This window comes from Azospirillum sp. B4 (assembly GCF_000333275.1).
Classification (GTDB): domain Bacteria; phylum Pseudomonadota; class Alphaproteobacteria; order Azospirillales; family Azospirillaceae; genus Nitrospirillum.
In genome coordinates this window covers 36,468-57,322 of sequence record NZ_BACU01000637.1, presented here as the reverse complement: position 1 = coordinate 57,322, position 20,855 = coordinate 36,468, and the positions used below count along the sequence as shown (strand labels likewise).

The window sequence follows — 20,855 nt, the reverse complement described above, 5'->3', positions numbered from 1 at the left end:
CGAAGCCATGCGCGGGTTTAAGCGCCGTTTCAAGGCGTATTTGCGGCGGTTTGGAAGGAGGATGGGGTGGTGCGAGCCTTGCGTTTCCTGGCTGGGCCCGAGGCCATGGCCCGCCTGCGCCGCGACGGCGCGTCCGACGCCCTGTTCGGCACCGTGGCCGGCGCCTCCGGCGGGCCCAAATGGCTGGCGCTGACCCGCCTGGACCGGGCCATCCTGTCGCGCTGGTTCAAGGGCCGCGTCCAGCCGCTGGCCATGGTGGGCAGCTCCATCGGCAGCTGGCGTTTCGCCGCCATGGCGCGCCAGGACCCGGCGGCGGTCCTGCGCCGGTTCGAGGAGGCCTATCTGGCCTATGTGCCGTCGGACACCACCATGCGGACGCTGACCCGGGAAAGCCGGGCCTTCCTGGACATCATCCTGGGGTCACCCGCTGGTGGAGATGAAGGCGGCCGCAAGGGCGCTGGCGAGATCCTGGCGCATCCGTGCATGCGCCTGTCGGTGCTGGCGGTGCGGGGGCGGGGCGTGCTCGGCGCCCGCCACCCCGCATGGCTGGCCGCCGGCATCGGCGCGGCGGGTCTGGCCAACCTGGTCAGCCGCCGCAGCCTGCCCCTATTCTTCCAGCGCACCCTGTTCGCCGATCCACGCGGCGCCGACCCCTTCGACCTGGCCGCCGGCTTTCCCACCCGGCGCGTGCCCCTGACGCCGGCCAACCTGGGCGACGTGCTGATGGCGTCCGGCGCCATCCCCTTCCTGCTGGAACTGGTGCGCGACATCGGCGGCGCCGGGCCCGGCGCCTACATGGACGGCGGCATCATGGACTATCACCTCGACATCCCTTTCACCCCGGGGCCGTCCGTTCCGGAGGCGCCGGGCGGTGACCTGGTGCTGTTCCCCCATTTCGGACCCAAGGTGGTGCCGGGCTGGTTCGACAAGGCCCTGGCCTGGCGGCGTCCGGCGGCGGCCTCGCTGGCCCGGACACTGCTGCTGTGCCCGTCGGTTGAGTTCCTGGCCGGCCTGCCCCACGGCAAGATCCCCGACCGCCGCGACTTCAGGGCCTTGCCGCCGGCGGAGCGCCAGCGCTATTGGTGCCAGGCCGTGGCCGAAACCGACCGCCTGGCCGACGAGTTCCTGGACGCCGTCGACCGCGACCGCATCCCGGACTTGTTGGAGCCTATCCGTTGTTAAGCGACCAACGCACTTTTCAGTTTTTCTAGGCCGCGACCGAGGCCGCCGGAGCGAGTACCGGAGGGCGCAGCGAGGATAGCCAAAGGGCCGGACGGCCCTGCCGGCGTCAGAGGAACTTAATACCTCATCCCCATGGTCTCCACCGGCACGATGGCCTTGCCGATGGGGGCCAGCGCCAGGCCGGCGAACTTGAAGTGCTGGAAGCCGAAGGGGATGCCGATGATGGTGACGCACCACAGCAGGCCCGCCACCAGGTGGTAGAGCGCCAGCCACCAGCCGGCGAACAGGAACCACAGAACGTTGCCCAGGAAGCCCAGCGGGCTGGTGCCCACGTCCTCCTGCCCCGTCAGGAGGCGGCGGTCCACCGCCACCTGGCCGAAAGGCCACAGCACGAACAGGCCCATGTTGAAGGCGGCGCGGGCCCAGGGGATGCCGACGATGCTGATCACCATCAGGATCGCGGCCATGAACCAGGCCAGCGCCCCGGTGAAGCCGAACAGCACCACCCACAGGATGTTCATCAGCAGGCTGATCATGGTCTCAAGGCCTCGGCTTGTTGCATATCTGGCTGAATCATTGCCCCAAGCGGGGCGGCCCGTCCAGGACCACACCGGGCGCCAGCCCTGGGACCACCCCTGCGGGACACAAGCGCCGTGGCCGGGCGCGGCAATCCGGCATAGTCCCAGTTGCGATCTTGCGATCATGGTTAAAGTCACCGACAGTGACAACGTTATCACCACCCCCGCACTTTTCGAGCGACCCATGCGCCGCAGCAGCCTTGCCGTCCTGTCCGCCCTCAGCCTCGGCCTGGGGGCTCTCGCCCCCGCCTGGTCCTCCGCCGGGGCGGCGTCCCCCAGCGACAATCCTGAACAGAAGGTGGGCCAGCGCATCCAGATCCGCGCCGCCGACCTGCCGGCCCCCTATGCCACCGAGGGCGTGGGCAATTCGTCGGAAGAGGTGGAACGCCCGGCCGGCGCCACCCTGAACGTGCCCAAGGGCTTCACCGTTTCCATCTTCGCCACCGGCCTCAGCCGCGCCCGCAACCTGGCCGTGGCGCCCAACGGCGACGTTTTCCTGGCGCGCCAGGCCAACCCGGGTGAGATCACCCTGCTGCGCGACAGCCAGGGCACGGGCAAGGCCGACCAGGTCATCACCTTCGCCGGCGGATTCGACCGCCCCTACGGCATCGAGTTCCACGACGGCTATCTGTGGGTGGGCGACATCAAGGCGGTTTGGAAGATTCCCTACAAGGACGGCGACACCAAGCCGGCGGGCGACCGCGTCCAGGTGACGCCGGACGGCGCCCTGGGCCAGCCCAAGGGCCACCCCACCCGCACCCTGGAATTCGCCCCCGACGGCAAGAGCTTCTTCGTCGGCATCGGCTCCATGAGTAACATCGCCGAGGACCCGAAGCCCCATGCCACCGTGACCGAGTTCAATATGGACGGTTCGGTGAAGCGCGTCTTCGCCTCCGGCACCCGCAACCCGGTGGGCCTGCAGTTCTACCCCGGCACCGACGATCTCTACGCCGTGGTGAATGAGCGTGATGGCCTGGGCGACGGCCTGGTGCCCGACTACATGACCCGGCTGCAGCCCGAAGGCTTCTATGGCTGGCCCTATTCCTACATCGGCAACCACCCGCAGCCGGACTTCGCCGACAAGCGGCCGGACCTGGTGGCCAAGGCCATCGTCCCCGACCTGCTGTTCGACGCCCACTCCGCCCCGCTGGGCCTGCTGTTCTACACCGCCCACCAGTTCCCAGCCGACTACCAGGGCGGCGCCTTCGTCACCCTGCACGGCTCGTGGAACAAGGCCAAGCCGACGGGCTACAAGATCGTCTACGTGCCCTTCACCCACGGCCGGCCGGCCGGCCACTACGTGAACTTCGCCACCGGCTTCTGGGTGGCCGGCACCAACCCCGCCCAGGTCTGGGGCCGCCCGGTGGGCCTGGCCACGGCGCACGACGGCAGCCTGCTGGTGGCCGACGATGTCGGCGGCACGGTGTGGCGCATCAGCTATCACGCGAAGGGCAAGTCGTAAGCCTTTCTATCTGCAAGACTCGGGTGCCTGTTTTGAGTCCAGGGCCAGGGAAAGGGCGGTGGCGATGGGTAAATTCTGCCGCCGTCGCCCTTGTCCATCTTCCGAAATGGGCATATATGTAAGCATGGTCAAAGGAGGCCAGTCCCATGTCCATCGGCGGCATCAACTTCTACAGTTCCGGGTACGGCGCGACGTTCTTCTCGTCCGGCGCCGGTTCGACCGCGGATGTCACCAACTCGCAGGTCCAGGCCATCTCCCCGGTCAAGACCCAGGGAACGTCGGACAACAGTTCGGACGCGGCGAACACGGACAACAACTCGTCCACGAGCAGCAGCAGCAGCTTCACACAGAACTTCAATCCGACGCAGGACCAGGTGAAGTCCGCCTCGGACACGGGCCGCACCCGTGGCGCCTTCGTGAACCTGACGGTCTGAGTTCCGCGCGTAACCCCGCAAGGGGAACCCCAAGGGTCGCCAGCGTTTGCTGCCGGCCCTTTTTTCTTGTGCCGAAACGACCGCGGCCTGAGGCGTGGGCTCAAACCAGCGGCACGAGATTTTGACTCGTGCCGCTGTAGGACGCGACCGCGTCCGCCGGAGATTTACGGGGAGCCGGAGGCGGACTGGAAATCGAGGATAGCCAAGGGGCGGATGCCCCGCCGGCGCTTGAGGGCGGGTTAGAGCGGAACGCGATCAGGTGGAATCACCTGATCGTGTAAATCCGCTCTATCATGAATAGGTTACGAGCGGGATGCGATCACACGTGATCGCATCCCGCTTGTCTTATGAATTTCCGTGCCGACGGGCGACGATGGAATCGCTGGGAGAGGGCTGCACCCCTCTCCCAGCGGCGAGGGACGGATCGAGTGACCGCAGGCTGTTAACGAGCCGAGTTAGAGTTTGATCGCCCTCGTCTTTTCCATTGGCCTGAACGGATACCGGGGAGAAAGCCCCGTATGACAAGCAGAGGCACGGAAAAGATGAGCCAAGTTACCATCGGCGTGGATGTTTCGAAAGACACCCTGGACGCCTATCGCCTGTCCGACGGTGCCAAGCGGCGGTTCGGCAACGACAAAGCCGGTCATGCCGCCTTTGTCGCCTGGTGCGGCCAAGACGTCGCACGGGTGGTGTTCGAACCCACCGGGCCCTATCACCGGGCCCTATCACCGGGCCTTTGAGCGGGCGCTTGCCCGGGCGGGGCTTCCTGCGGCCAAGGTCAATCCCCGCCAGGCGCGGCGCTTTGCCGAGGCGACCGGGAAACTGGCCAAGACGGACGGTCTGGATGCCGCCATGCTGGCCCGCATGGGCGCTGTCCTGGATATCGAAGCCAAGCCGGGCAATAGCGATGAGATCATTGAATTAAAAGAGATGTTGGTCGCCCGTGAGGCGCTGGTGAAGGATCGGGTCGCGGCGAAAAACCGTGAGAAGAACCTGACCTTGCCATTGCTTAAGCGTCAGAACCGCTACCGCCTCAAGCAGATCGAGCGCCACCTTGATGCCTTGGACGCGAACATCAAAGCCCGTATCGCCGCCAGCGACGCGATGGCCAGCCGGTGCGCCATCCTGACCAGCATTCCGGGCATCGGTTTCCTAACCGCATTCGCCTTGCTGGTCGAAATGCCTGAATTGGGGACTTTGGAACCGGGCCAAGCCGCAAGTCTCGCGGGGCTCGCTCCAATCACCCGCCAGTCCGGACAGTGGCGCGGGCGCTCTTTCATCCAGGCAGGACGCGCCACTGTCCGCACTGCCCTTTACATGCCGGCCCTCGTCGCCGCCCGATTCAATCCAGACCTCAGCGCCAAATACACCCAGTTGATCGCAGCCGGAAAGCCTCCCAAGGTTGCTATCACAGCCATCATGCGCAAGCTCGTCGTCCTCGCCAACGCTCTCCTCAAAAAGGGCTCACACTGGCAGGAAAAAGCGGCTTGCACATAACGGATACTCTAAGCCGCCACCCAGCGCCGGACCTCGTGCAGGTCGGCGGCCACCCGGCAGAGGGCCTCGATCTCCGCCGTGGGGGCCAGCAGGTCGGGCACCATGACGGCCATCATGCCGGCGGCGTGCGCGGCGCGGATGCCGTTGTGGCTGTCCTCCAGCGCGATGCAGTGCCGGGGCTCGACGTCCAGGGCGGCGGCGGCCTTCAGATAGGGTTCCGGATGCGGTTTGCCTTGGCTGACGTCGTCGCCGCCGATGACGGCGCGGAAGCGATCGGCGATGCCGGCCTGGGTCAGGTGATGCAGCGCCCGCTCCCGTTGGGTGCTGGTGGCCACCGCCATGGGAATGCCGGCCGCGTCCAGATGATCCAGCAGCTCCACCACGCCCGCCATCAGGGCGATGCCGGCGTCGAAATGCGCCTGGATGGCGGAGCGGTACAGGTCCGTGAAGCGTTCGAACAACGCTTCCCCGCCGAAATGGTCGACCAGCATCTGGCGGACAGCGGGATAGGGCCGGCCGATCAGCGTGCCGTAGAACAGCTCCGTCAAGGGGCGCTCCACCGTCACGGCGGCGGCCATCATGGCGCCGCGCAGGGGCCGTTCGCTGTCGATCAGCAGGCCGTCCATGTCGAAGACGGCGGCCTGGATGGCATGGGGAAACGACATGTCCTGCCCTGGATGCTGTGTGGAAATACAGAGGTGGTGTGGATCCTGGGATAGCGCGCCGCGCCGGCCGCCGCCAGCGCCGGGGCGGCATGGCAGCTCCCTTCCATCTCGATAAACGTTTGCGTGTGAAATACGGGTCATTGCCCGCAACCAAGGGACGGCATAACGGGCATGGCACCCTCCCGCTCGGGCCGGCTTGCCGGGTGCGATGCCCTAACCATATCGTTGCGCTCCATTGTTCTGCCCGTACGGGCGCAGCCCAGGTGCCTCCATCCATGTCCGTCGCCGACCGTCCCTTCCGCCAGTCCGCCTTCGCCAAGCCGCCCGTTGCCCGGGTCTGGCCGGTTGAAAAGACAGCGCATGGCGAGGTTCGCGTCGACCCTTACGACTGGCTGCGCGACCCGGCCTTCCCCGAGGTCAAGGACCCGGACATCCTGGCCCACCTGAACGCGGAGAACGCTTACATCGACCAGGTGCTGGGCGGGGAGGGCGACTTGCGTCCGGCCCTGGTGGCCGAACTGCGCGCCCGCATCAAGGAGGACGACACCGGCGTCCCCTATCGCCGCGACGGCTATTTTTACCAGTCGCGCTTCGCCGCCGGGCAGAACTACCCGGTCTTCGTGCGCTGGGCCGCCGGCAGCGCGGATGAGGAACTGGTGCTGGACGTCAACGTCCTGGCCGCCCAGCACGACTTCATGCGCGTCGCGGACTTCGAGACGACGCGCGACGGCCGCTACCTGGCCTACACCGCCGACACCGACGGTTCGGAACGCTATGGCGTGCGGGTGAAGGACCTGGGCACGGGCGAGATGGTGCTGGAGGGCGTGGCCGACGCCACGCCCGGCGTCGCGTGGGCGGCCGATGGCCAGCACCTGTTCTATGTCCGCCAGGATGAATTCCAGCGCCCCAAGACCGTATGGCGGCATCGCCTGGGCACGGCCGTGTCGGAGGACGCGCTGGTGTATGAGGAGGCGGACCCCGCCTGGATGGTCAGCCTGGACCTGACGCTGTCCGGCCGTTTCCTGCGCATCGTCGCCCACAACAACATCTCGACCGAGGTGCGCCTGCTGGACGCCACCCAGCCGGAGGCGGCGCCGCGCCTGGTCCTGCCCCGCCGCCAGGGGCATGAGTACAATGTGGAGGACCAGGGCGACACCGCCTGGATCATCACCAACGACACCCACCGCAACTTCCGCCTGGTGAAGGCCCCCCTGGCCGATACGGCCGAGGCCAACTGGGTGGAGGTGATCGCCCCCGCCGACCGCACCTACCTGACCGGCCACATGGCCTTCCGCGACTGGCTGGTGATCTATGCCCGGGTGGATGGCGCCCAGGTGGTGCGGGTGCTGGACAAGAACGGCGATGCCCACGACATCGCCTTTCCCGACGCGGCGTTCGAGGTCGGGCCCGGTGCCAATTTCGACTATGACGGCGGCCTGCTGCGCCTGCGCTACCAGTCGCTGGTGACGCCCCCCACGGTCTACGATTACGACCTGAAGGACCGCACCCTGGCCATCCGCAAGGTCCAGGAGATCCCCAGCGGCTATGACGCCGACCAGTATGTCAGCGCCCGCCTGCTGGCCCCGGCGCGCGATGGCACGCTGATCCCCGTGTCCATCGTCCACCGCCGCGACTTTCCCAAGGACGGCTCGGGCGCCCTTCACCTCTACGCCTATGGCGCCTACGGCCACGGTATCGACCCCTACTTCTCCGCCAACCGCCTGGGCCTGCTGGATCGCGGCTTCGCCTTCGCCATCGCCCACATCCGGGGCGGTGACGAGCTGGGGCGCGGCTGGTACGAGGACGGCAAGCTGGAGAACAAGATCAACAGCTTCACCGACTTCATCGACGCCGCCCAGTTCCTGGCGGCCCAAGGCTACGTCAAGGCGGGCAACATCTCGGCCGAGGGCGGCAGCGCCGGCGGCCTGTTGATGGGTGGCGTGGCCAACATGGCGCCGGAAGGCCTGTTCCGCGCCATCGTGGCCCAGGTTCCCTTCGTCGACGTGGTCAACACCATGCTGGACGACAGCCTGCCCCTGACGGTCATCGAGTATGACGAGTGGGGCAACCCCAACGAGCCGGAGGTCTACCAGCGGCTGAAGGCCTACAGCCCCTATGACAACGTCGCGGCCAAGGCCTATCCCCACCTGCTGATCACGGCGGGCCTCAGCGACCCGCGGGTGACCTATTGGGAACCGGCCAAATGGGCGGCCAGGCTGCGCACGCTGAAAACGGATGACCACGTCCTGCTGTCGCGCACAGAGATGGGCGCCGGCCATGCCGGTGCCGCCGGCCGCTTCGACAAGCTGAAGGAAGTGGCGCTGACCCAGGCCTTCCTGCTGCGGGCCTTCGGGAAGGGGCTGTAAGGCCGGGTTTGTTCCGGCGCTGGGGCGGGCTTATAGTCCGCCCCAGTCATTCCTGTACCGGGACCGTTGCACCGTGACCGTCACGCCTTTCCCCACCGCCCATGTCCGGGCCGCCGCTCACCGTGCGCCCTACCGCGCCATCGGCATCTGGCTGCTGGTGTGCGCCGCCATGGTGTTCGCCATGGCGGTCATCGGCGCCATCACCCGCCTGACGGAAAGCGGCCTGTCGATCACCGAGTGGAAGCCGGTGACGGGCGCCCTGCCGCCCCTGTCGGAGTCCGCCTGGGTGGAGGAATTCGCCAAGTACCAGGCGACGCCGGAATACGCGCTGAAGCACAACGGCATGGACCTGGCCCAGTTCAAGGGCATCTTCTTCTGGGAATGGTTCCACCGCCTGGTGGGGCGCTTGATCGGCGTCGTCTTCCTGCTGCCCTTCCTGTTCTTCGCCTTCACCCGCCGCGTTCCGCGCAGCCTGGTGCCGCGTCTGGTGGGCCTGTTCGTGCTGGGCGGGCTGCAGGGGGCGTTGGGCTGGTACATGGTGAAAAGCGGGCTGGTGAACCGGCCGGATGTCAGCCATTACCGCCTGGCGGCCCACCTGTCGCTGGCGGTGCTGATCTATGTCGCCATGCTGGCAACGGCCCTGCCGCTGCTGCTCCCGGCCGCCAGCGGCGCCGCGCACGCCGCCCGCGCCAGCCTGCGCCGCCATGCCGGCATCGCCATGGCGCTGGTGGCCGTCACCATGGTGTGGGGCGCCTTCACCGCCGGCCTGGACGCCGGCCAGGCCTACAACACCTGGCCGCTGATGAACGGCACCCTGGCGCCGGAGGAGATGTGGAACCTCAGCCCCGCCTGGCTGAACCTGCTGGAAAACACGGCCGCCGTGCAGTTCACCCACCGCTGGCTGGCCATCCTGACCGGCCTGGTGGTCTGGTCCTACGCCTTCCGCGCCCTGAACGTGGGCGTCCAGGGCCGGGCGCGCGGCCTGGCCATCGCCGTGGCCGTCATGGTGCTGGTGCAGATCAGCCTGGGCATCACCACCCTGCTTCTGTTCGTGCCCGTGCATGTGGCCGCCACCCACCAGGCGGGGGCGCTGGTCCTGCTGGGCCTGTTCACCTGGGCGGTGATGGAATACCGGCGGGGTTAGGAAACCCAAAAAATTGAATAGGACGCGACCGCGTCCGCCGAGGTTTGTAGGGAGCCGAAGGCGGACTGCAAAACGAGGATAGCCAAAGGTCCGGATGGACCTGCCGGCGCTTGAGGAAATAAAAAAGGGCGCGAGGCCGGTGCCGCGCGCCCTTCTTTCAATCAGGTAAAGCCCAACCTTAGGCGGCGGCGGCCTTCTCGGCCTGCAGCTGGCGGCGGTACTCGATGGCGTCGGCGAAGACGCGCAGCATGGTCTCGATGAACTCCGGCACCACCTCTTCCGGACCGCGGGCGGTCAGCAGCTGGCGGTCGATGTTCATGTTCTGGCCTTCCTCGGCCACCCAGGTGGCGCCGGCGGCCTCGACGGTCTCGCGGATCGCGTCGTTGCCAGTCACGGTGCGGCCCTTCAGGCGCTGGGCCACGGCCAGCAGCTGGACACCGTGGTTGATGGCGGCCACGCCCTTGCCGGCGTCCATGAAGCTGCCGATGATGCGGCGGGTGTGCGGATTGCCGGACAGCTTGGTCACGCTGCGCTCACCACCCGGCAGGACCAGCAGGTCGAAGTCGGCGGCCAGCACTTCGCCAATCTGCTTGTCCGTGGGGAAGTAGTGGCCCCAGGAGGTGCCGTGCCAGCCGTTCACCAGGCCCTGCTCGGGCGAGATGATCTTGGGCGCGGCGCCGGCGCGCAGCAGGGCGCGCTGCGCTTCAGTCATTTCCACTTCTTCGAAGCCGTTGGCGATGAGGATGGCAACGGCTTTTCCGGCGAGCGGCTGATCGGTCAAATTACGTCTCCTATGTTGTTTCGGCGGCCCGACACCCGCCCGTCGCCGTTCCCCAGGGGACGGCGCCGTTGGCAAGGCGCGATGGATGCTGCCTCGTGAAAATGGCCGCCCAGGAACAGGCGGCCATGGCAAAGCGTCAGGCGTGGGCGGCTGTCGTGATGCATGCCGGGCCGGTGGGATGACGCTCTATTCGCATGGCATCGTAGTTGGCCTCTCCGGCGCCCCAGGTCAATCGCATTAAGACCGAATCGGGGGTGCGGTGCGGCATGGCTGGGTTGCGGGTCCGCCGCCGGCGGATGGCATGGGCGCGGGCGCCTTGCCCCAAACCCAGCGACTTCGTCAGCGGCGCGGGAAGCGGCTCATGCCACTGGGGCCGCCGGCGCTTGAGGGCGACTAACTGATGGCCGACAGCGCCTCTTCCAGCTCATTGAAGTCCGGCATGTATTCCGTGGGCACCTTTTTTCGCGCCGCCTCGATGGACACCTGGGGCGCATAGCCCGCCAGGTGGGCCGTGATGGCCGCGCGGATGACGTGGTAGAACTGGTTTTCCTCCTCCGCCACGCCCTTCAGGCGCGAGGCGATGGGGGCAAGGATGCAGTAGGACAGGAAGATGCCCATGAAGGTGCCGACCAGGGCGCCACCGATCAGCTTGCCCAGCACCTCGGGCGGTTCGGTGATGGACGCCATGGTCTTGATGACGCCCAGCACGGCGGCGACGATGCCCAGCGCCGGCATGGCGTCGGCCATGGTCTGGAAGGCGTGGCTGGAGTGCAGGTCCTCGTGCTTGGCCTTGTCGATCTCCTGCTCCATCAGGGCCTCCAGTTCATGCGGGTTGTCCACGCCGATGGAGAACATGCGCAGATAGTCCGCGATGAACTTGACCGTGAAGGGGTCCTTCATGATCGAGGGGTAGGCGTTGAAGATGTTGCTTTCCAGGGGCTTTTCAATGTGCTGCTCGATGGCCAGCACGCCCTTGGTCTTCATCGTCTTCAGGATTTGATAGAGCAGCGACAGAAGCTCCATGTATTCCTTCTTGTGGAACCGCGCGCCCGGAAAGATGCGTTTCACCGCGCCCAGGGACTGTTTGATCACATGCGTGCTGTTCGCGACCATGAAGCCGCAGATGGCGGCGCCGCCAATGGTCATGAACTCGCCCGGCAGCGCCTCAAGGATGATGCCGATCTTGCCGCCGAAGATCACGAACGACCCGAACACGCAGATGAACACGCCGAGCAGGCCGATGGCGGCAAACATGTGTGAACCTTGATAGCTGGACCCCTAAGATAGGCAGAGTCCAGACAATCGGCCTACTTGTCAAATCTCTGATGGGGTAGGGCCGGCGCCGTGTCGGCGCCCGGGGCGGGTGAGCATGCCACCCAGGCGCCGGCGCCAAGGCGCTTGAATTCCGGCGCTCCGTCCGCCATGGTTCCCGCCATCGACTGGGGTGCCGCCCGCCTGACCCGTTCAGGCCCGCGGCTGAGATCAGACCCATGGAACCTGCTCCGGATCATGCCGGCGAAGGGAGATCGCAAGACCGTGACCCATATTCCGCCTTCGGGCATTTCTTCCCGTAAGCCAGCCGCCCTTCCCCGGGTGGTCATCATAGGTGCCGGCTGCATCGGCCTGTCGCTGGCCTGGCGGCTGGCCTCGGCCGGCTGCACCGTCGACGTCCATGACCAGGGCGCCGCCGGCCTGGGCGCGACCCACGCCGCCGCCGGCATGCTGGCCGCCGCGGTGGAAACGGAACCGGGGGAACAGCCCCTGCTGCCCCTGACGCTGGACAGCCAGCGCCGCTGGCCCGCCTTCGCCGCCGAGCTGGAGGCCTATACCGGTCTGCCTGTCGACCTGCGCGCCGACGGCACGATGCAGGTGGCGCTGACCCGCGACGATGTCGAGGTGCTGCGGGCCGGCTATGAGTTCCAGCGCGGCCTGGGCCTGAACCTCAAGTGGCTGTCCGGCGCCCAGGTGAAGGAACGGGAGCCATGGCTGAACCCCCGCGCCGCCGCCGGCGTGCTGGGTGCGGACGACGGCCAGGTGGATAACCGCAAGCTGGCCGTGGCGCTGAAGGCTGCGGCCCTGAAGGCCGGCGCCCGCCTGCATGAGCATAGCGCGGTGCAGGCCCTGTCCGTCAGCGGTGGCCGGGCCGATGGCGTGGTGGTGGGGGGCGTGCTGAGGGCGGCCGACGTCGTGGTGCTGGCGGCCGGCGCCTGGTCGCGCCAGCTGGCCGGCCTGCCCGATGCCGCGGTGCCGCCGGTGCGTCCGGTGAAGGGCCAGATGCTGGCCCTGCGCATGGACGCGGCCCAGCCGCTGTTGCGCCACGTGGTGTGGCCGCCCAAATGCTATCTGGTGCCGCGGCTGGACGGCCGGCTGATCGTGGGCGCCACGACGGAAGAGAAGGGCTGGGACGACCGGCTGACCGCCGGCGGCGTGCTGGCCCTGCTTGAGGCCGCATGGCGGGCCCTGCCGGGGGTGGAGGAGCTGCCTATCGAGGAGATGTGGACCGGCTTCCGCCCCGGCAGCCGCGACGACGCGCCCATCCTGGGGCCTGTGCCGGACGTGGATGGCCTGGTCATGGCCACCGGCCACCACCGCAACGGCATCCTGCTGACCCCCGGCACGGCCGACCTGGTGGCCGACCACATCCTGACGGGCCGGGTGGACCCGCTGCTGGCGCCCTTCGGGATCGGGCGTTTCCAAGGACCGCGCCCCCAGAATGGAACGGACCAGCGGGGAACGGACCAGAGGGCAATCGACCAGAGGGTAAGGGCATGATCACCGTGAACGGCAAGACCCGTGACCACGCGGACGGCCTGGATCTGCCGGCCGTGCTGGGCGAGGCCGGTGTGGAGCTGGGCGCCCGCGGCATCGCCGTGGCCATCAACGGCACCGTGGTGCCGCGCGCCCGCTGGGTGGAGCGCGCCGTCGCCGACGGCGACGCCATAGAAATCGTGAAGGTGCTGCAAGGTGGCTGAAGACCTGTTCCGCATCGCCGGCAAGAGCAGTTCACCTACCTCCTGTTCTTAGGCACGGCGGGCTATCCCAACCAGCAGGTGTTCCTGGATAGCCTGATGGCCTCCGGAGCCGAGGTGGTCACCGTCTCCATTCGCCGGGTGGACATGGGGGGCGGGGCGGAAGGCATCCTGGACCTGGTGCGCGACCGCGCGTGGCTGTTGCCCAACACCGCCGGCTGCGCCACGGTGAAGGACGCCGTGCTGACCGCCCAGCTGGCGCGCGAGGCCCTGGACACCAGCTGGATCAAGCTGGAACTGATCGGCGACCGGGAGACGCTGTACCCGGACGTGGAGCAACTGGTGGCCGCCGCCGCCCAGCTGGTGGATGACGGCTTCACCGTCCTGCCCTATTGTACCGACGATCCCATCGTCTGCCGCCGCCTGGCCGACGTCGGCTGCGCCGCCGTCATGCCGCTGGGCGCGCCCATTGGCACGGGCCTGGGCATCCTCAATCCTTACAACATCGAAATGATCTGCGCGCGCAGCACGGTGCCGGTCATCCTGGACGCCGGCGTCGGCACCGCCTCTGATGCCGCCCTGGCCATGGAACTGGGCTGCGACGCCGTGCTGCTGAACACCGCCGTGTCGAAAAGCACCGACCCCGTGCGCATGGCGGCCGCCATGGGCCACGCCGTGGCCGGGGGACGTCTGGCCCGCCTGGCCGGCCGCATCCCCAAGCGTCTGCGGGCGGAGGCCTCCAGCCCCGAGCTGGGGCTGATCGGCGGTTAGGCGTGTTCCAATTCCCTCAATCGCCGGGCGCCGGCATCCGCCGGCTGGGCTTCCTCGCGTTTCGGTCCGCTCCGCTTCCCGAAACGCTGCGGCGGACGCGGTCGCGTCCTAAGGCGGCATGAAGCCCATGCCGCCTCTACCCGCCCCACCCCTGCTGGTCATCACCGACCGTCGCCAGGCGACCCTGCCACTGCCCCAACTGCTGGACCAGGTGTTCGCTGCCGGTTGCCGCTGGGCCAGCGTGCGGGAGAAGGATTTGGCCCCCAGCGACCGGCTGGATCTGGTGCGCCAGCTGCGGCCCATCGCCCGGCATCATGGCGCCCTGCTGACGGTGCACGGCGACCTGACGGCGGCGGTGCTGTGCGATGGCGTGCACCTGGGTGCCGGGGGCGATGTGGCGGCCGCCCGCGCCCGCCTGGGCCCCCAGGCTTTGGTCGGCCTCTCCCGCCACCATCCGAACGCGGGCCTGGGCGGCGCCGACTACGCCACCCTCAGCCCCATTTATGAGACGCCGTCCAAACCCGGCTATGGCCCCGCGCTGGGGCCCGAGGCGCTGTCCCGCCTGCCCGGCGCCTTGGCTCTGGGCGGCATCACCCCCGCCAACGCGGCGCAAGCCCGCGCGGCCGGGGCCGCCGGCCTGGCCGTCATGGGCACCGTGATGCGCGCAAGCGACCCCGGCGCCGTGGTGCGCGCCCTGCTGGCGGCGTGGGGTGCCTAGTCGGTTATCTGGGTGAAGATCGCATCGAAATCCCGGCGCCCATGAAGGACGCGGACAATTTCCACGGCGCGGCCCGTCAAGCGATAAAGGACGACGTAGGATTTATGGACGGAGAAACTCCGCAATCCGGCGGCGATTTCCCCCAAATCCCGTCCCAGCTTCGGGAACTCCGCCAGCTTTTCCGCGAAGTCGAAAACGGCATCGATGACGTCGTCTGCGGCTTTCGGATTTTCCGCGTAGATGTGCGCCCAGATCTCATGAAGGTCCTCTTTCGAAAGAGGAGAGAAGACGACCTTTGCCATCAAGAGCCGCGACGGGCGCGAAACTCGGCCTTCAGCGATTCCCGGGCTTCCTCAGTACCCAATCCGGCATCAAGCTGATTGATGGCCGCCTGACTGGATTGGCGCAATCGTTCGATTTGCTCAGCCTCACGTGGATCGATGCGGCGTACCTCCACCCGATACAGGTCGGTCGCCTTTCCGGCGTCCAGGCCTTTCGCCAGGCTGGCCGGCAATTCGTCGCGGCGAAGGGTGCCAACGGTGGAGTTTGCCATCAGAGACTCCGGGCGACAGGGTCGAGCATGGGGCGATGATAGTCCAATCTTCCGACCATGGCATCGCCCCTCCTATTTGATAGTGCGTCCCGGCTTTGCCAAGCGGTGGGGTTGGGCCGCCCCCGGTTGTCTGAAGCCCGCTCAGTGCGCCTCGCCCCAGCTATGGCCCGTGCCGGCCTCGGCCACCAGGGGGACGCTCAAGCTGGCGGCCCCTTCCATCACGCGGCGAACCACGGGGATGGTGGCGTCCACCTCCGCCACCGGCACCTCGAACAGCAGTTCGTCGTGCACCTGCAGCAGCATGCGGCCCGTCAGGCCGGCGCCGGTCAGGGCGGCCGGCATGCGCGCCATGGCGCGGCGGATGATGTCGGCGGCCGTGCCCTGGATGGGGGCGTTGATGGCTTGCCGCTCGGCGAAAGCGCGGCGGGCGGCGTTGCTCTCCTTGATGCCCTGGATCCAGCACTGGCGGCCGAACAGGGTGGTGACGTAGCCCTTTTCCTTGGCTTCGGCCTTGGTCTTCTCGAAATAGCCCGCCAGCTCGGGGAAGCGTTCGAAGTACTGCTTGATGAAGGCCCCCGCCTCACCCGCGCCGATGCCCAGCTGGCGGCCCAGGCCAAAGCCGGAGATGCCGTAGATGATGCCGAAGTTGATGGCCTTGGCCTTGCGGCGGATCTCCGACGTCATCTGGTCCAGCGGCACGCCGAACACTTGGGATGCCGTCATGGCGTGAATGTCGATGCCCTCGGTGAAGGCCTGCTTCAGGGCCGGCACGCCGGCGATCTCCGCCACCAGGCGCAGTTCGATCTGGCTGTAGTCCACGGACAGCAGCACATGGCCCTCCGGCGCCACGAAGGCACGGCGGATCTTGCGTCCCTCCTCCGTGCGGATGGGGATGTTCTGCAGGTTGGGGTCGGTGGAGCTGAGGCGGCCGGTGGCGGTGGCGGCCAGGGCGAAGCAGGTGTGGACCCGGCCGGTGCCGGCGTTGATCTCCTGCTGCAGGGCGTCGGTGTAGGTGGACTTCAGCTTGGCCAGCTGGCGATGGTCCAGCACCTTCTGCGCCACCTCCACCCCCTGCTCGGCCAGGGGCTCCAGCACGCTGCTGTCGGTGGAATAGGCGCCGGTCTTGCCCTTCTTGCCGCCGGGCAGGCCCATCTCGTCGAACAGCACCTCGCCCAGCTGCTTGGGGCTGGCGACGTTGAAGGGATGGCCCACCAGGGTGTGGATCTCCTGCTCCAGCGCCGCCAGGCGGCCGGCGAAATCGCGCGACAGTTCCGCCAGCATGGTCCGGTCCACCAGGATGCCGGCCTGCTCCATGGTCGCCACCACGGGCGTCAGGGGGCGGTCCAGCGTCTCGTACACTGTCACCAGGTGGCGGCGCAGCACGTCGGCCTTCAGCACCTGGTGCAGGCGCAGGGTGATGTCCGCGTCCTCCGCCGCGTAGGCGCAGGCGCGGTCCAGGGGCACGCGGTCGAAGGTGATGCGGTTCTTGCCGGTCCCGGTCACTTCGTCGAAGGTGATGCAGGTGTGGCCCAGGTGGCGCTGCGCCAGCTCATCCATGCCGTGGCCGTGGGCACCGGCGCCCAGCGCGTAGGACAGCAGCATGGTGTCGTCCACCGGGGCGATGGCCGCCGGGCTGGGGGCGAAGCCATGGCGGGCCAGCACCCGGATGTCGAACTTCAGGTTATGGCCCACCTTCAGCACCGCCGGGTCGGCCAGTAGGGGCGCCAGCAGGGCGCGCGCCTCCTCCAGGGGGATCTGCGGCGGCGGGGGCGGGGCCTCGCCGAAATCGAGGCCGCCGATCTGCTCCTTCGGGGCGTCCGGGTTGACGTGGGCCAGGGGCACGTAACAGGCGCGGCCCGGCGTGTGGGACAGGGAAAAGCCCACCAGCCTGGCCCGGTCAGGGTACAGGCCGTCGGTCTCGGTATCGATGGCCACCGTGCCGGCCAGCGTCGCCCCCTCGATCCACCGCTTCAGCGCGGCGGCGTCCCGCACCAGCTCATACACGATTTCGGTCGGGGCGGGGATGGTGGGCTCGCCGATGGGGGCGGCCTCGGTGCTGTAGAAGCGGCTGTTGTAGGCGGCGCGCACGGCGTCGGTGCGCTGCTCCGCCCCGCCGCCGCTCGCGGGCGTGGCGGTCAGCGTCAGCGTCAGCGCCGGTGCCGCGGCGGCGCCATTGCCGTTGCCGCTGGCCTTCAGGATGTCGTTTTCCACCTTCTGGATGGCGGAGCGGAAGCCCTGCTCACGCAACCAGCCGATCAGCCGGTCGGGGTCGGGCTTGCGCGCCGTCAAGTTCTCCAACGGCTCGGGTACCGGCACATGGGCCTCCAGCTTCACCAGCTGGCGGGAGATGCGCGCCATCTCGGCATGTACGGTCAGGGCCTCGCGCCGCTTGGGCTGCTTGATCTCGTGGGCGCGCTCCAGCAGGGCGTCCAGGTCGCCATATTCGGTGATCAGCTGGGCGGCGGTCTTGATGCCGATGCCGGGCACGCCCGGCACGTTGTCCACGCTGTCGCCGGCCAGGGACTGCACGTCCACCACCCGGTCCGGCGCCACGCCGAACTTCTCCATCACCTCGTCGCGCCCGATGGTCTTGTTCTTCATCGGGTCCAGCAGGCCGACGCCGTCGGTGATCAGCTGCATCAGGTCCTTGTCGGAGGAGACGATGACGCAGTCACGCCCCGCTTCCCGCGCCAGGCGGGCGTATGTGGCGATCAAATCGTCGGCCTCATACCCCTCCAGGTGCAGGCAGGGCAGGTTGAAGGCGTCCACCGCCTGGCGAATCAGGTCGAACTGCGGGATCAGGTCTTCCGGCGGCGGCGGCCGGTGGGCCTTGTAGTCCGGATAGATGGCGTTGCGGAAATTCTCCCGCTTGCTGTCGAAGATGACGGCGACGGAATGCACCTTCACGTCGGCCAGCAGCTTCATCAGCATGTTGGTGAAACCCAGCACGGCGTTCACCGGCGTGCCGTCCGGCCGGTTCAGCGGCGGCAGGGCGTGATAGGCCCGGAAGATGAAGCCGGAGCCGTCCACCAGGTACAGCGTTTCCTTGACCTCGCCCGGCAGGGCGGGGACGCCGGTGACGGGCGTGGGCGCGTCCGGCGGAACGGGGATGGGGGCGGGGGTATCGGCCATGGCGGGCATCTTCAGACGGTGCGACGGAAGGGAAGGGGGGCGCTCATGGGCGCCGGTGTCCCGGGACCGCACCATGGCCGATTGGGGCGGGGCTGTCGAGGGTGACCAGCCCAGGGCTGGGCCGGGGGCCAAGCCGAGGCGGCGGCCAGGGTCGATCTTCCCTTTGCATCTTTGCCGGCACCCTCTCTAATGACGGCGGCGGCCAACAGGTGAGGATGTTTCGTGACCACCGATCAGGACCAGCAGGAAGCCCAGGCCCTGGCGGCGCTGTTCGCGCAAGGGACGCGGCACCATGCCGCCGGACGCCTGGCGGAGGCGGAGGCCGTCTACCGCCAGGTGCTGGCGGCCCAGCCCCGCCACGCCGACAGCCTGCACCTGCTGGGCGTGATCGCCTATCAGACCGGCCATTTGGGGCCGGCGGCCGACCTCATCCGCCAGGCCATCGCCGTCCGGGGGGACGTGGCCTTCTTCTACACCAACCTGGGCAAGGTGCTGGACGACCAGGGACAGCCGGACGCCGCCGCCGCCTGTTTCCAGCGGGCGCTCAGCCTGGACGCCGGCAGCGTCGCGGCCCATGTCGGCCTGGGTGACATCCGGCAGGGGCAGGGGCGGCTGGAGGACGCCGTGGCCGCCTATACCCACGCCCTGGGCCTCAACCCCACCGACGCCAACGCGCACAACAATTTGGGCGGCGCCCTGATGGCGCTGGGCCGCCCGGCCGAGGCGTTGGTCTCGTTCGAACGGGCGGCGGAGCTGACCCCCGGCAGGGCGGATGTCCACTACAACCGGGCCAACGCGCTGCGCGACCTGGGGCGGGCGGAGGCGGCGCCGGCCTATCGCCAGGCCCTGGCCCTCGACCCGAATCACCGGGGGGCGTTGTACAACCTGGCGAACCTGCTGTTGGCGGACCGGCGGCCGGCGGAGGCGGAACCGCTTTATCGCGCCCTGCTGGCCGCCGTGCCCGATCATGTCGACGCGTTGATGAACCTGGGTGTCGCCCTGCACGGGCTGAACCGGCCAGACGAGGCGGAGGCGCGGCTGGCCCGGGCCCGCGCCCTGACCCCGACGCGTGCCGACGTGCTCAACAACCTCGGCAGCGTGCTGATGAGGGACAAGACGCGGCGGGAGGAGGCGTCCGACCTGCTGCGCCGGGCGCTGGACATCCAGCCCGACTTGGCGGACGCCCACGCCAACTTGGCCTATGTGCTGGTGGCGCAAGGCCGGTGGGACGCCGCGCGACCGCATGCGGAACGGGCCGTCCAGCTTCGGCCCGGCAACGCCGAAGGCCACATGGCCCTGGGCGCCGTGCTGATGGCGGCGGGCGACTTGACCGCCGCGCTGGACCGGGCCCTTGAGGCCGCGCGCCTGGCGCCCGACAACGCCACCGCCCATGGCAACGTGGCCATGCTCCTGTCCGGCCAGGGCAGGCCAGCGGAGGCGCTGGATTATTTTGAGCGGGCCCTGGCCCTGCCAGGCGCATCGGCTGACATCATCTGGGCCCGGTCCCTGACCCGCCTGCTGCTGGGCGACTTCGCCTTGGGCTGGCGGGACTACGAGGCGCGCTGGCAGACCGGGCAGATGGCGCCGGCCAAGCGGAACTTTCCACAACCCCAGTGGCGAGGTGAGCCCGCGGCAGGCCGCACCCTGCTGCTGCATTCCGAGCAGGGCTTCGGCGACAGCCTGCAATTCTGCCGCTACGCTCCGCTGGCGGCGGCCCTGGGCTTCCGCGTCGTGCTGGAGGTGCGGCCGCCGCTCGTCCGGCTGATGCGCAGTCTTGCGGGCGCGGCCCAGGTCGTCGCCGAGGGTGATCCCCTGCCGCCCTTCGATACGCACAGCCCGCTGATGAGCCTGCCCCTGGCCTTCGGCACCCGGCCCGACACCATTCCCGCCCCGCCGGCCTACCTGGCGGCTGATCCCGCCGACGCGATCGCCTGGCGGGATCGGGTGGCGGTGTCGTGTCCCGCCGGCACGCGGCTGAGGGTGGGATTGGTGTGGGTGGGCAACTCCCGCATGGACCTGCCGGAAATGGTGGCCGTCAACAGCCGCCGGTCGCTGGACGCCCGGCTGCTGGCGCCGCTGATGGACGTGCCGGGGGTGGCCTTCTTCAGTCTTCAGAAGGATGCGGCCGTTCCTGACGGCCTCCCCATCATCGACCTCATGGCGGGGGTGCGCGACTTTGCCGACACGGCGGCGCTGGTGGCCAATCTGGACCTGGTGATCAGTGTCGACACCGCCGTCGCGCATCTGGCTGGCGCGCTGGGCCGCCCGGTCTGGCTGATGAACCGTTTCGACTCCTGCTGGCGCTGGTTCCTGGAGCGGACGGATACCCCCTGGTACCCCACCATGCGTCTGTTCCGCCAAGCCGCCCCCGGGGACTGGCGAACCCCGCTGCGCCAGGTGCGCACGGCCCTGGAAGAGGCGGTCCTGGCGGCAGGATGACACAGCGGCGGCCGATCGACGGCGTCGACCGATCAAGACCAAGGTGGAAATGGAAGGTGGCGGACCCGATACGATTCGAACGTACGACCTCTGCCTTCGGAGGGCAGCGCTCTATCCAGCTGAGCTACGGGTCCATGCCGGGCGGCACGCCGGGTTCCCGGCGG

17 protein-coding genes, 1 tRNA gene, 1 pseudogene and 1 riboswitch are annotated in these 20,855 nt (G+C 68.4%); of the genes and pseudogenes, 11 read left to right on the top strand and 8 right to left on the bottom strand.

What is annotated here, in order from left to right; translation table 11 throughout:
- Nucleotides 1-69: 69 nt before the first annotated feature.
- Nucleotides 70-1,182, top strand: a complete 1,113-nt coding sequence (locus tag I55_RS28640) for a patatin-like phospholipase family protein (protein WP_148294035.1) — start codon at nucleotides 70-72, stop codon at nucleotides 1,180-1,182.
- 116 nt (nucleotides 1,183-1,298) lie between these two features.
- On the opposite strand, the gene I55_RS28635 is transcribed toward I55_RS28640, so the two are convergent.
- Nucleotides 1,299-1,718: a YccF domain-containing protein gene (locus tag I55_RS28635; protein WP_044564125.1), complete on the bottom strand. Its 420-nt coding sequence runs from the start codon at nucleotides 1,716-1,718 to the stop codon at nucleotides 1,299-1,301.
- Between the two features lie 226 nt (nucleotides 1,719-1,944).
- Here I55_RS28635 and I55_RS28630 point away from each other — a divergent pair, with 226 nt between their 5' ends.
- From I55_RS28630 to I55_RS28620, 3 genes and pseudogenes are all read left to right on the top strand, one after another.
- The gene (locus I55_RS28630; RefSeq protein ID WP_044564124.1) at nucleotides 1,945-3,222 is read left to right on the top strand and encodes a sorbosone dehydrogenase family protein; all 1,278 of its coding nucleotides are present in this window, start codon (nucleotides 1,945-1,947) and stop codon (nucleotides 3,220-3,222) included.
- A gap of 146 nt (nucleotides 3,223-3,368) precedes the next feature.
- A complete protein-coding gene (locus I55_RS28625) occupies nucleotides 3,369-3,656 on the top strand; it encodes a hypothetical protein (protein ID WP_044564123.1) in 288 nt (95 codons plus the stop codon).
- A 542-nt stretch (nucleotides 3,657-4,198) separates the two neighbouring features.
- Nucleotides 4,199-5,153, top strand: a pseudogene (locus I55_RS28620) (IS110 family transposase).
- 8 nt (nucleotides 5,154-5,161) lie between these two features.
- Here the strand turns inward: I55_RS28620 and I55_RS28615 are convergent.
- Entirely contained in the window at nucleotides 5,162-5,818 is a 657-nt protein-coding gene (locus tag I55_RS28615) for an HAD family phosphatase (protein ID WP_044564122.1), read from the bottom strand.
- Between the two features lie 275 nt (nucleotides 5,819-6,093).
- Between I55_RS28615 and I55_RS28610 the strand changes: the two genes are divergently transcribed.
- Nucleotides 6,094-8,184: a S9 family peptidase gene (locus I55_RS28610; protein ID WP_044564121.1), complete on the top strand. Its 2,091-nt coding sequence runs from the start codon at nucleotides 6,094-6,096 to the stop codon at nucleotides 8,182-8,184.
- 73 nt (nucleotides 8,185-8,257) lie between these two features.
- Nucleotides 8,258-9,328: a heme A synthase gene (locus I55_RS28605; protein WP_044564120.1), complete on the top strand. Its 1,071-nt coding sequence runs from the start codon at nucleotides 8,258-8,260 to the stop codon at nucleotides 9,326-9,328.
- A gap of 178 nt (nucleotides 9,329-9,506) precedes the next feature.
- Here the strand turns inward: I55_RS28605 and I55_RS28600 are convergent, their stop codons facing one another.
- Together I55_RS28600 and motA are read right to left on the bottom strand one after the other, a co-directional pair.
- The gene (locus tag I55_RS28600; RefSeq protein WP_044564119.1) at nucleotides 9,507-10,109 is read right to left on the bottom strand and encodes a DJ-1/PfpI family protein; all 603 of its coding nucleotides are present in this window, start codon (nucleotides 10,107-10,109) and stop codon (nucleotides 9,507-9,509) included.
- A 393-nt stretch (nucleotides 10,110-10,502) separates the two neighbouring features.
- Nucleotides 10,503-11,363 carry a flagellar motor stator protein MotA gene (gene motA, locus I55_RS28595; RefSeq protein ID WP_044564118.1) on the bottom strand — a complete coding sequence of 287 codons (861 nt, stop codon included), beginning with the start codon at nucleotides 11,361-11,363 and terminating at the stop codon, nucleotides 10,503-10,505.
- A gap of 176 nt (nucleotides 11,364-11,539) precedes the next feature.
- A riboswitch (TPP riboswitch) is annotated at nucleotides 11,540-11,651 on the top strand.
- Here motA and thiO point away from each other — a divergent pair.
- The 4 genes from thiO (at nucleotide 11,646) to I55_RS28575 (ending at nucleotide 14,567) form a co-directional block, all read left to right on the top strand.
- Nucleotides 11,646-12,881 (top strand): glycine oxidase ThiO, encoded by a 1,236-nt coding sequence (gene thiO, locus I55_RS35125; RefSeq protein WP_307718737.1) that lies wholly within the window; start codon nucleotides 11,646-11,648, stop codon nucleotides 12,879-12,881. (Overlaps the previous riboswitch by 6 nt.)
- Entirely contained in the window at nucleotides 12,878-13,081 is a 204-nt protein-coding gene (thiS, locus tag I55_RS28585; protein WP_044564117.1) for a sulfur carrier protein ThiS, read from the top strand. Before thiO ends, thiS begins: the two co-directional genes overlap by 4 nt.
- Nucleotides 13,082-13,123: 42 nt before the next feature.
- A complete protein-coding gene (locus I55_RS28580) occupies nucleotides 13,124-13,849 on the top strand; it encodes a thiazole synthase (RefSeq protein ID WP_044564116.1) in 726 nt (241 codons plus the stop codon).
- A gap of 127 nt (nucleotides 13,850-13,976) precedes the next feature.
- Entirely contained in the window at nucleotides 13,977-14,567 is a 591-nt protein-coding gene (locus I55_RS28575; RefSeq protein ID WP_044564115.1) for a thiamine phosphate synthase, read from the top strand.
- On the opposite strand, the gene I55_RS28570 is transcribed toward I55_RS28575, so the two are convergent.
- The 3 genes from I55_RS28570 to polA form a co-directional block, all read right to left on the bottom strand.
- The gene (locus I55_RS28570; RefSeq protein WP_044564114.1) at nucleotides 14,564-14,869 is read right to left on the bottom strand and encodes a type II toxin-antitoxin system RelE/ParE family toxin; all 306 of its coding nucleotides are present in this window, start codon (nucleotides 14,867-14,869) and stop codon (nucleotides 14,564-14,566) included. The genes I55_RS28575 and I55_RS28570 overlap by 4 nt on opposite strands.
- Nucleotides 14,869-15,120, bottom strand: coding sequence for a hypothetical protein (locus tag I55_RS28565; protein ID WP_044564113.1), 252 nt, complete (start codon nucleotides 15,118-15,120; stop codon nucleotides 14,869-14,871). The genes I55_RS28570 and I55_RS28565 overlap by 1 nt, the downstream gene beginning before the upstream one ends.
- A gap of 141 nt (nucleotides 15,121-15,261) precedes the next feature.
- Complete coding sequence (polA, locus tag I55_RS28560) at nucleotides 15,262-18,252, bottom strand: DNA polymerase I (protein WP_083901499.1); 2,991 nt, start codon at nucleotides 18,250-18,252, stop codon at nucleotides 15,262-15,264.
- A gap of 222 nt (nucleotides 18,253-18,474) precedes the next feature.
- On the opposite strand from polA, the gene I55_RS28555 reads away from it, so the two are divergent.
- Nucleotides 18,475-20,691 (top strand): tetratricopeptide repeat protein, encoded by a 2,217-nt coding sequence (locus I55_RS28555; RefSeq protein WP_044564112.1) that lies wholly within the window; start codon nucleotides 18,475-18,477, stop codon nucleotides 20,689-20,691.
- A 57-nt stretch (nucleotides 20,692-20,748) separates the two neighbouring features.
- Here the strand turns inward: I55_RS28555 and I55_RS28550 are convergent.
- Nucleotides 20,749-20,825 (bottom strand) — tRNA-Arg (locus tag I55_RS28550).
- Between the last annotated feature and the right edge of the window lie 30 nt (nucleotides 20,826-20,855).

Coding starts and splice junctions, on each gene's coding strand:
- I55_RS28575 (WP_044564115.1), top strand. CDS start 13,977: ATGCCGCCTCTACCCGCCCCACCCCTGCTGGTCATCACCGACCGTCGC.
- I55_RS28615 (WP_044564122.1), bottom strand. CDS start 5,818: ATGTCGTTTCCCCATGCCATCCAGGCCGCCGTCTTCGACATGGACGGC.
- thiS (WP_044564117.1), top strand. CDS start 12,878: ATGATCACCGTGAACGGCAAGACCCGTGACCACGCGGACGGCCTGGAT.
- I55_RS28630 (WP_044564124.1), top strand. CDS start 1,945: ATGCGCCGCAGCAGCCTTGCCGTCCTGTCCGCCCTCAGCCTCGGCCTG.
- polA (WP_083901499.1), bottom strand. CDS start 18,252: ATGGCCGATACCCCCGCCCCCATCCCCGTTCCGCCGGACGCGCCCACG.
- motA (WP_044564118.1), bottom strand. CDS start 11,363: ATGTTTGCCGCCATCGGCCTGCTCGGCGTGTTCATCTGCGTGTTCGGG.
- I55_RS28570 (WP_044564114.1), bottom strand. CDS start 14,869: ATGGCAAAGGTCGTCTTCTCTCCTCTTTCGAAAGAGGACCTTCATGAG.
- I55_RS28635 (WP_044564125.1), bottom strand. CDS start 1,718: ATGATCAGCCTGCTGATGAACATCCTGTGGGTGGTGCTGTTCGGCTTC.
- I55_RS28610 (WP_044564121.1), top strand. CDS start 6,094: ATGTCCGTCGCCGACCGTCCCTTCCGCCAGTCCGCCTTCGCCAAGCCG.
- I55_RS28625 (WP_044564123.1), top strand. CDS start 3,369: ATGTCCATCGGCGGCATCAACTTCTACAGTTCCGGGTACGGCGCGACG.
- I55_RS28565 (WP_044564113.1), bottom strand. CDS start 15,120: ATGGCAAACTCCACCGTTGGCACCCTTCGCCGCGACGAATTGCCGGCC.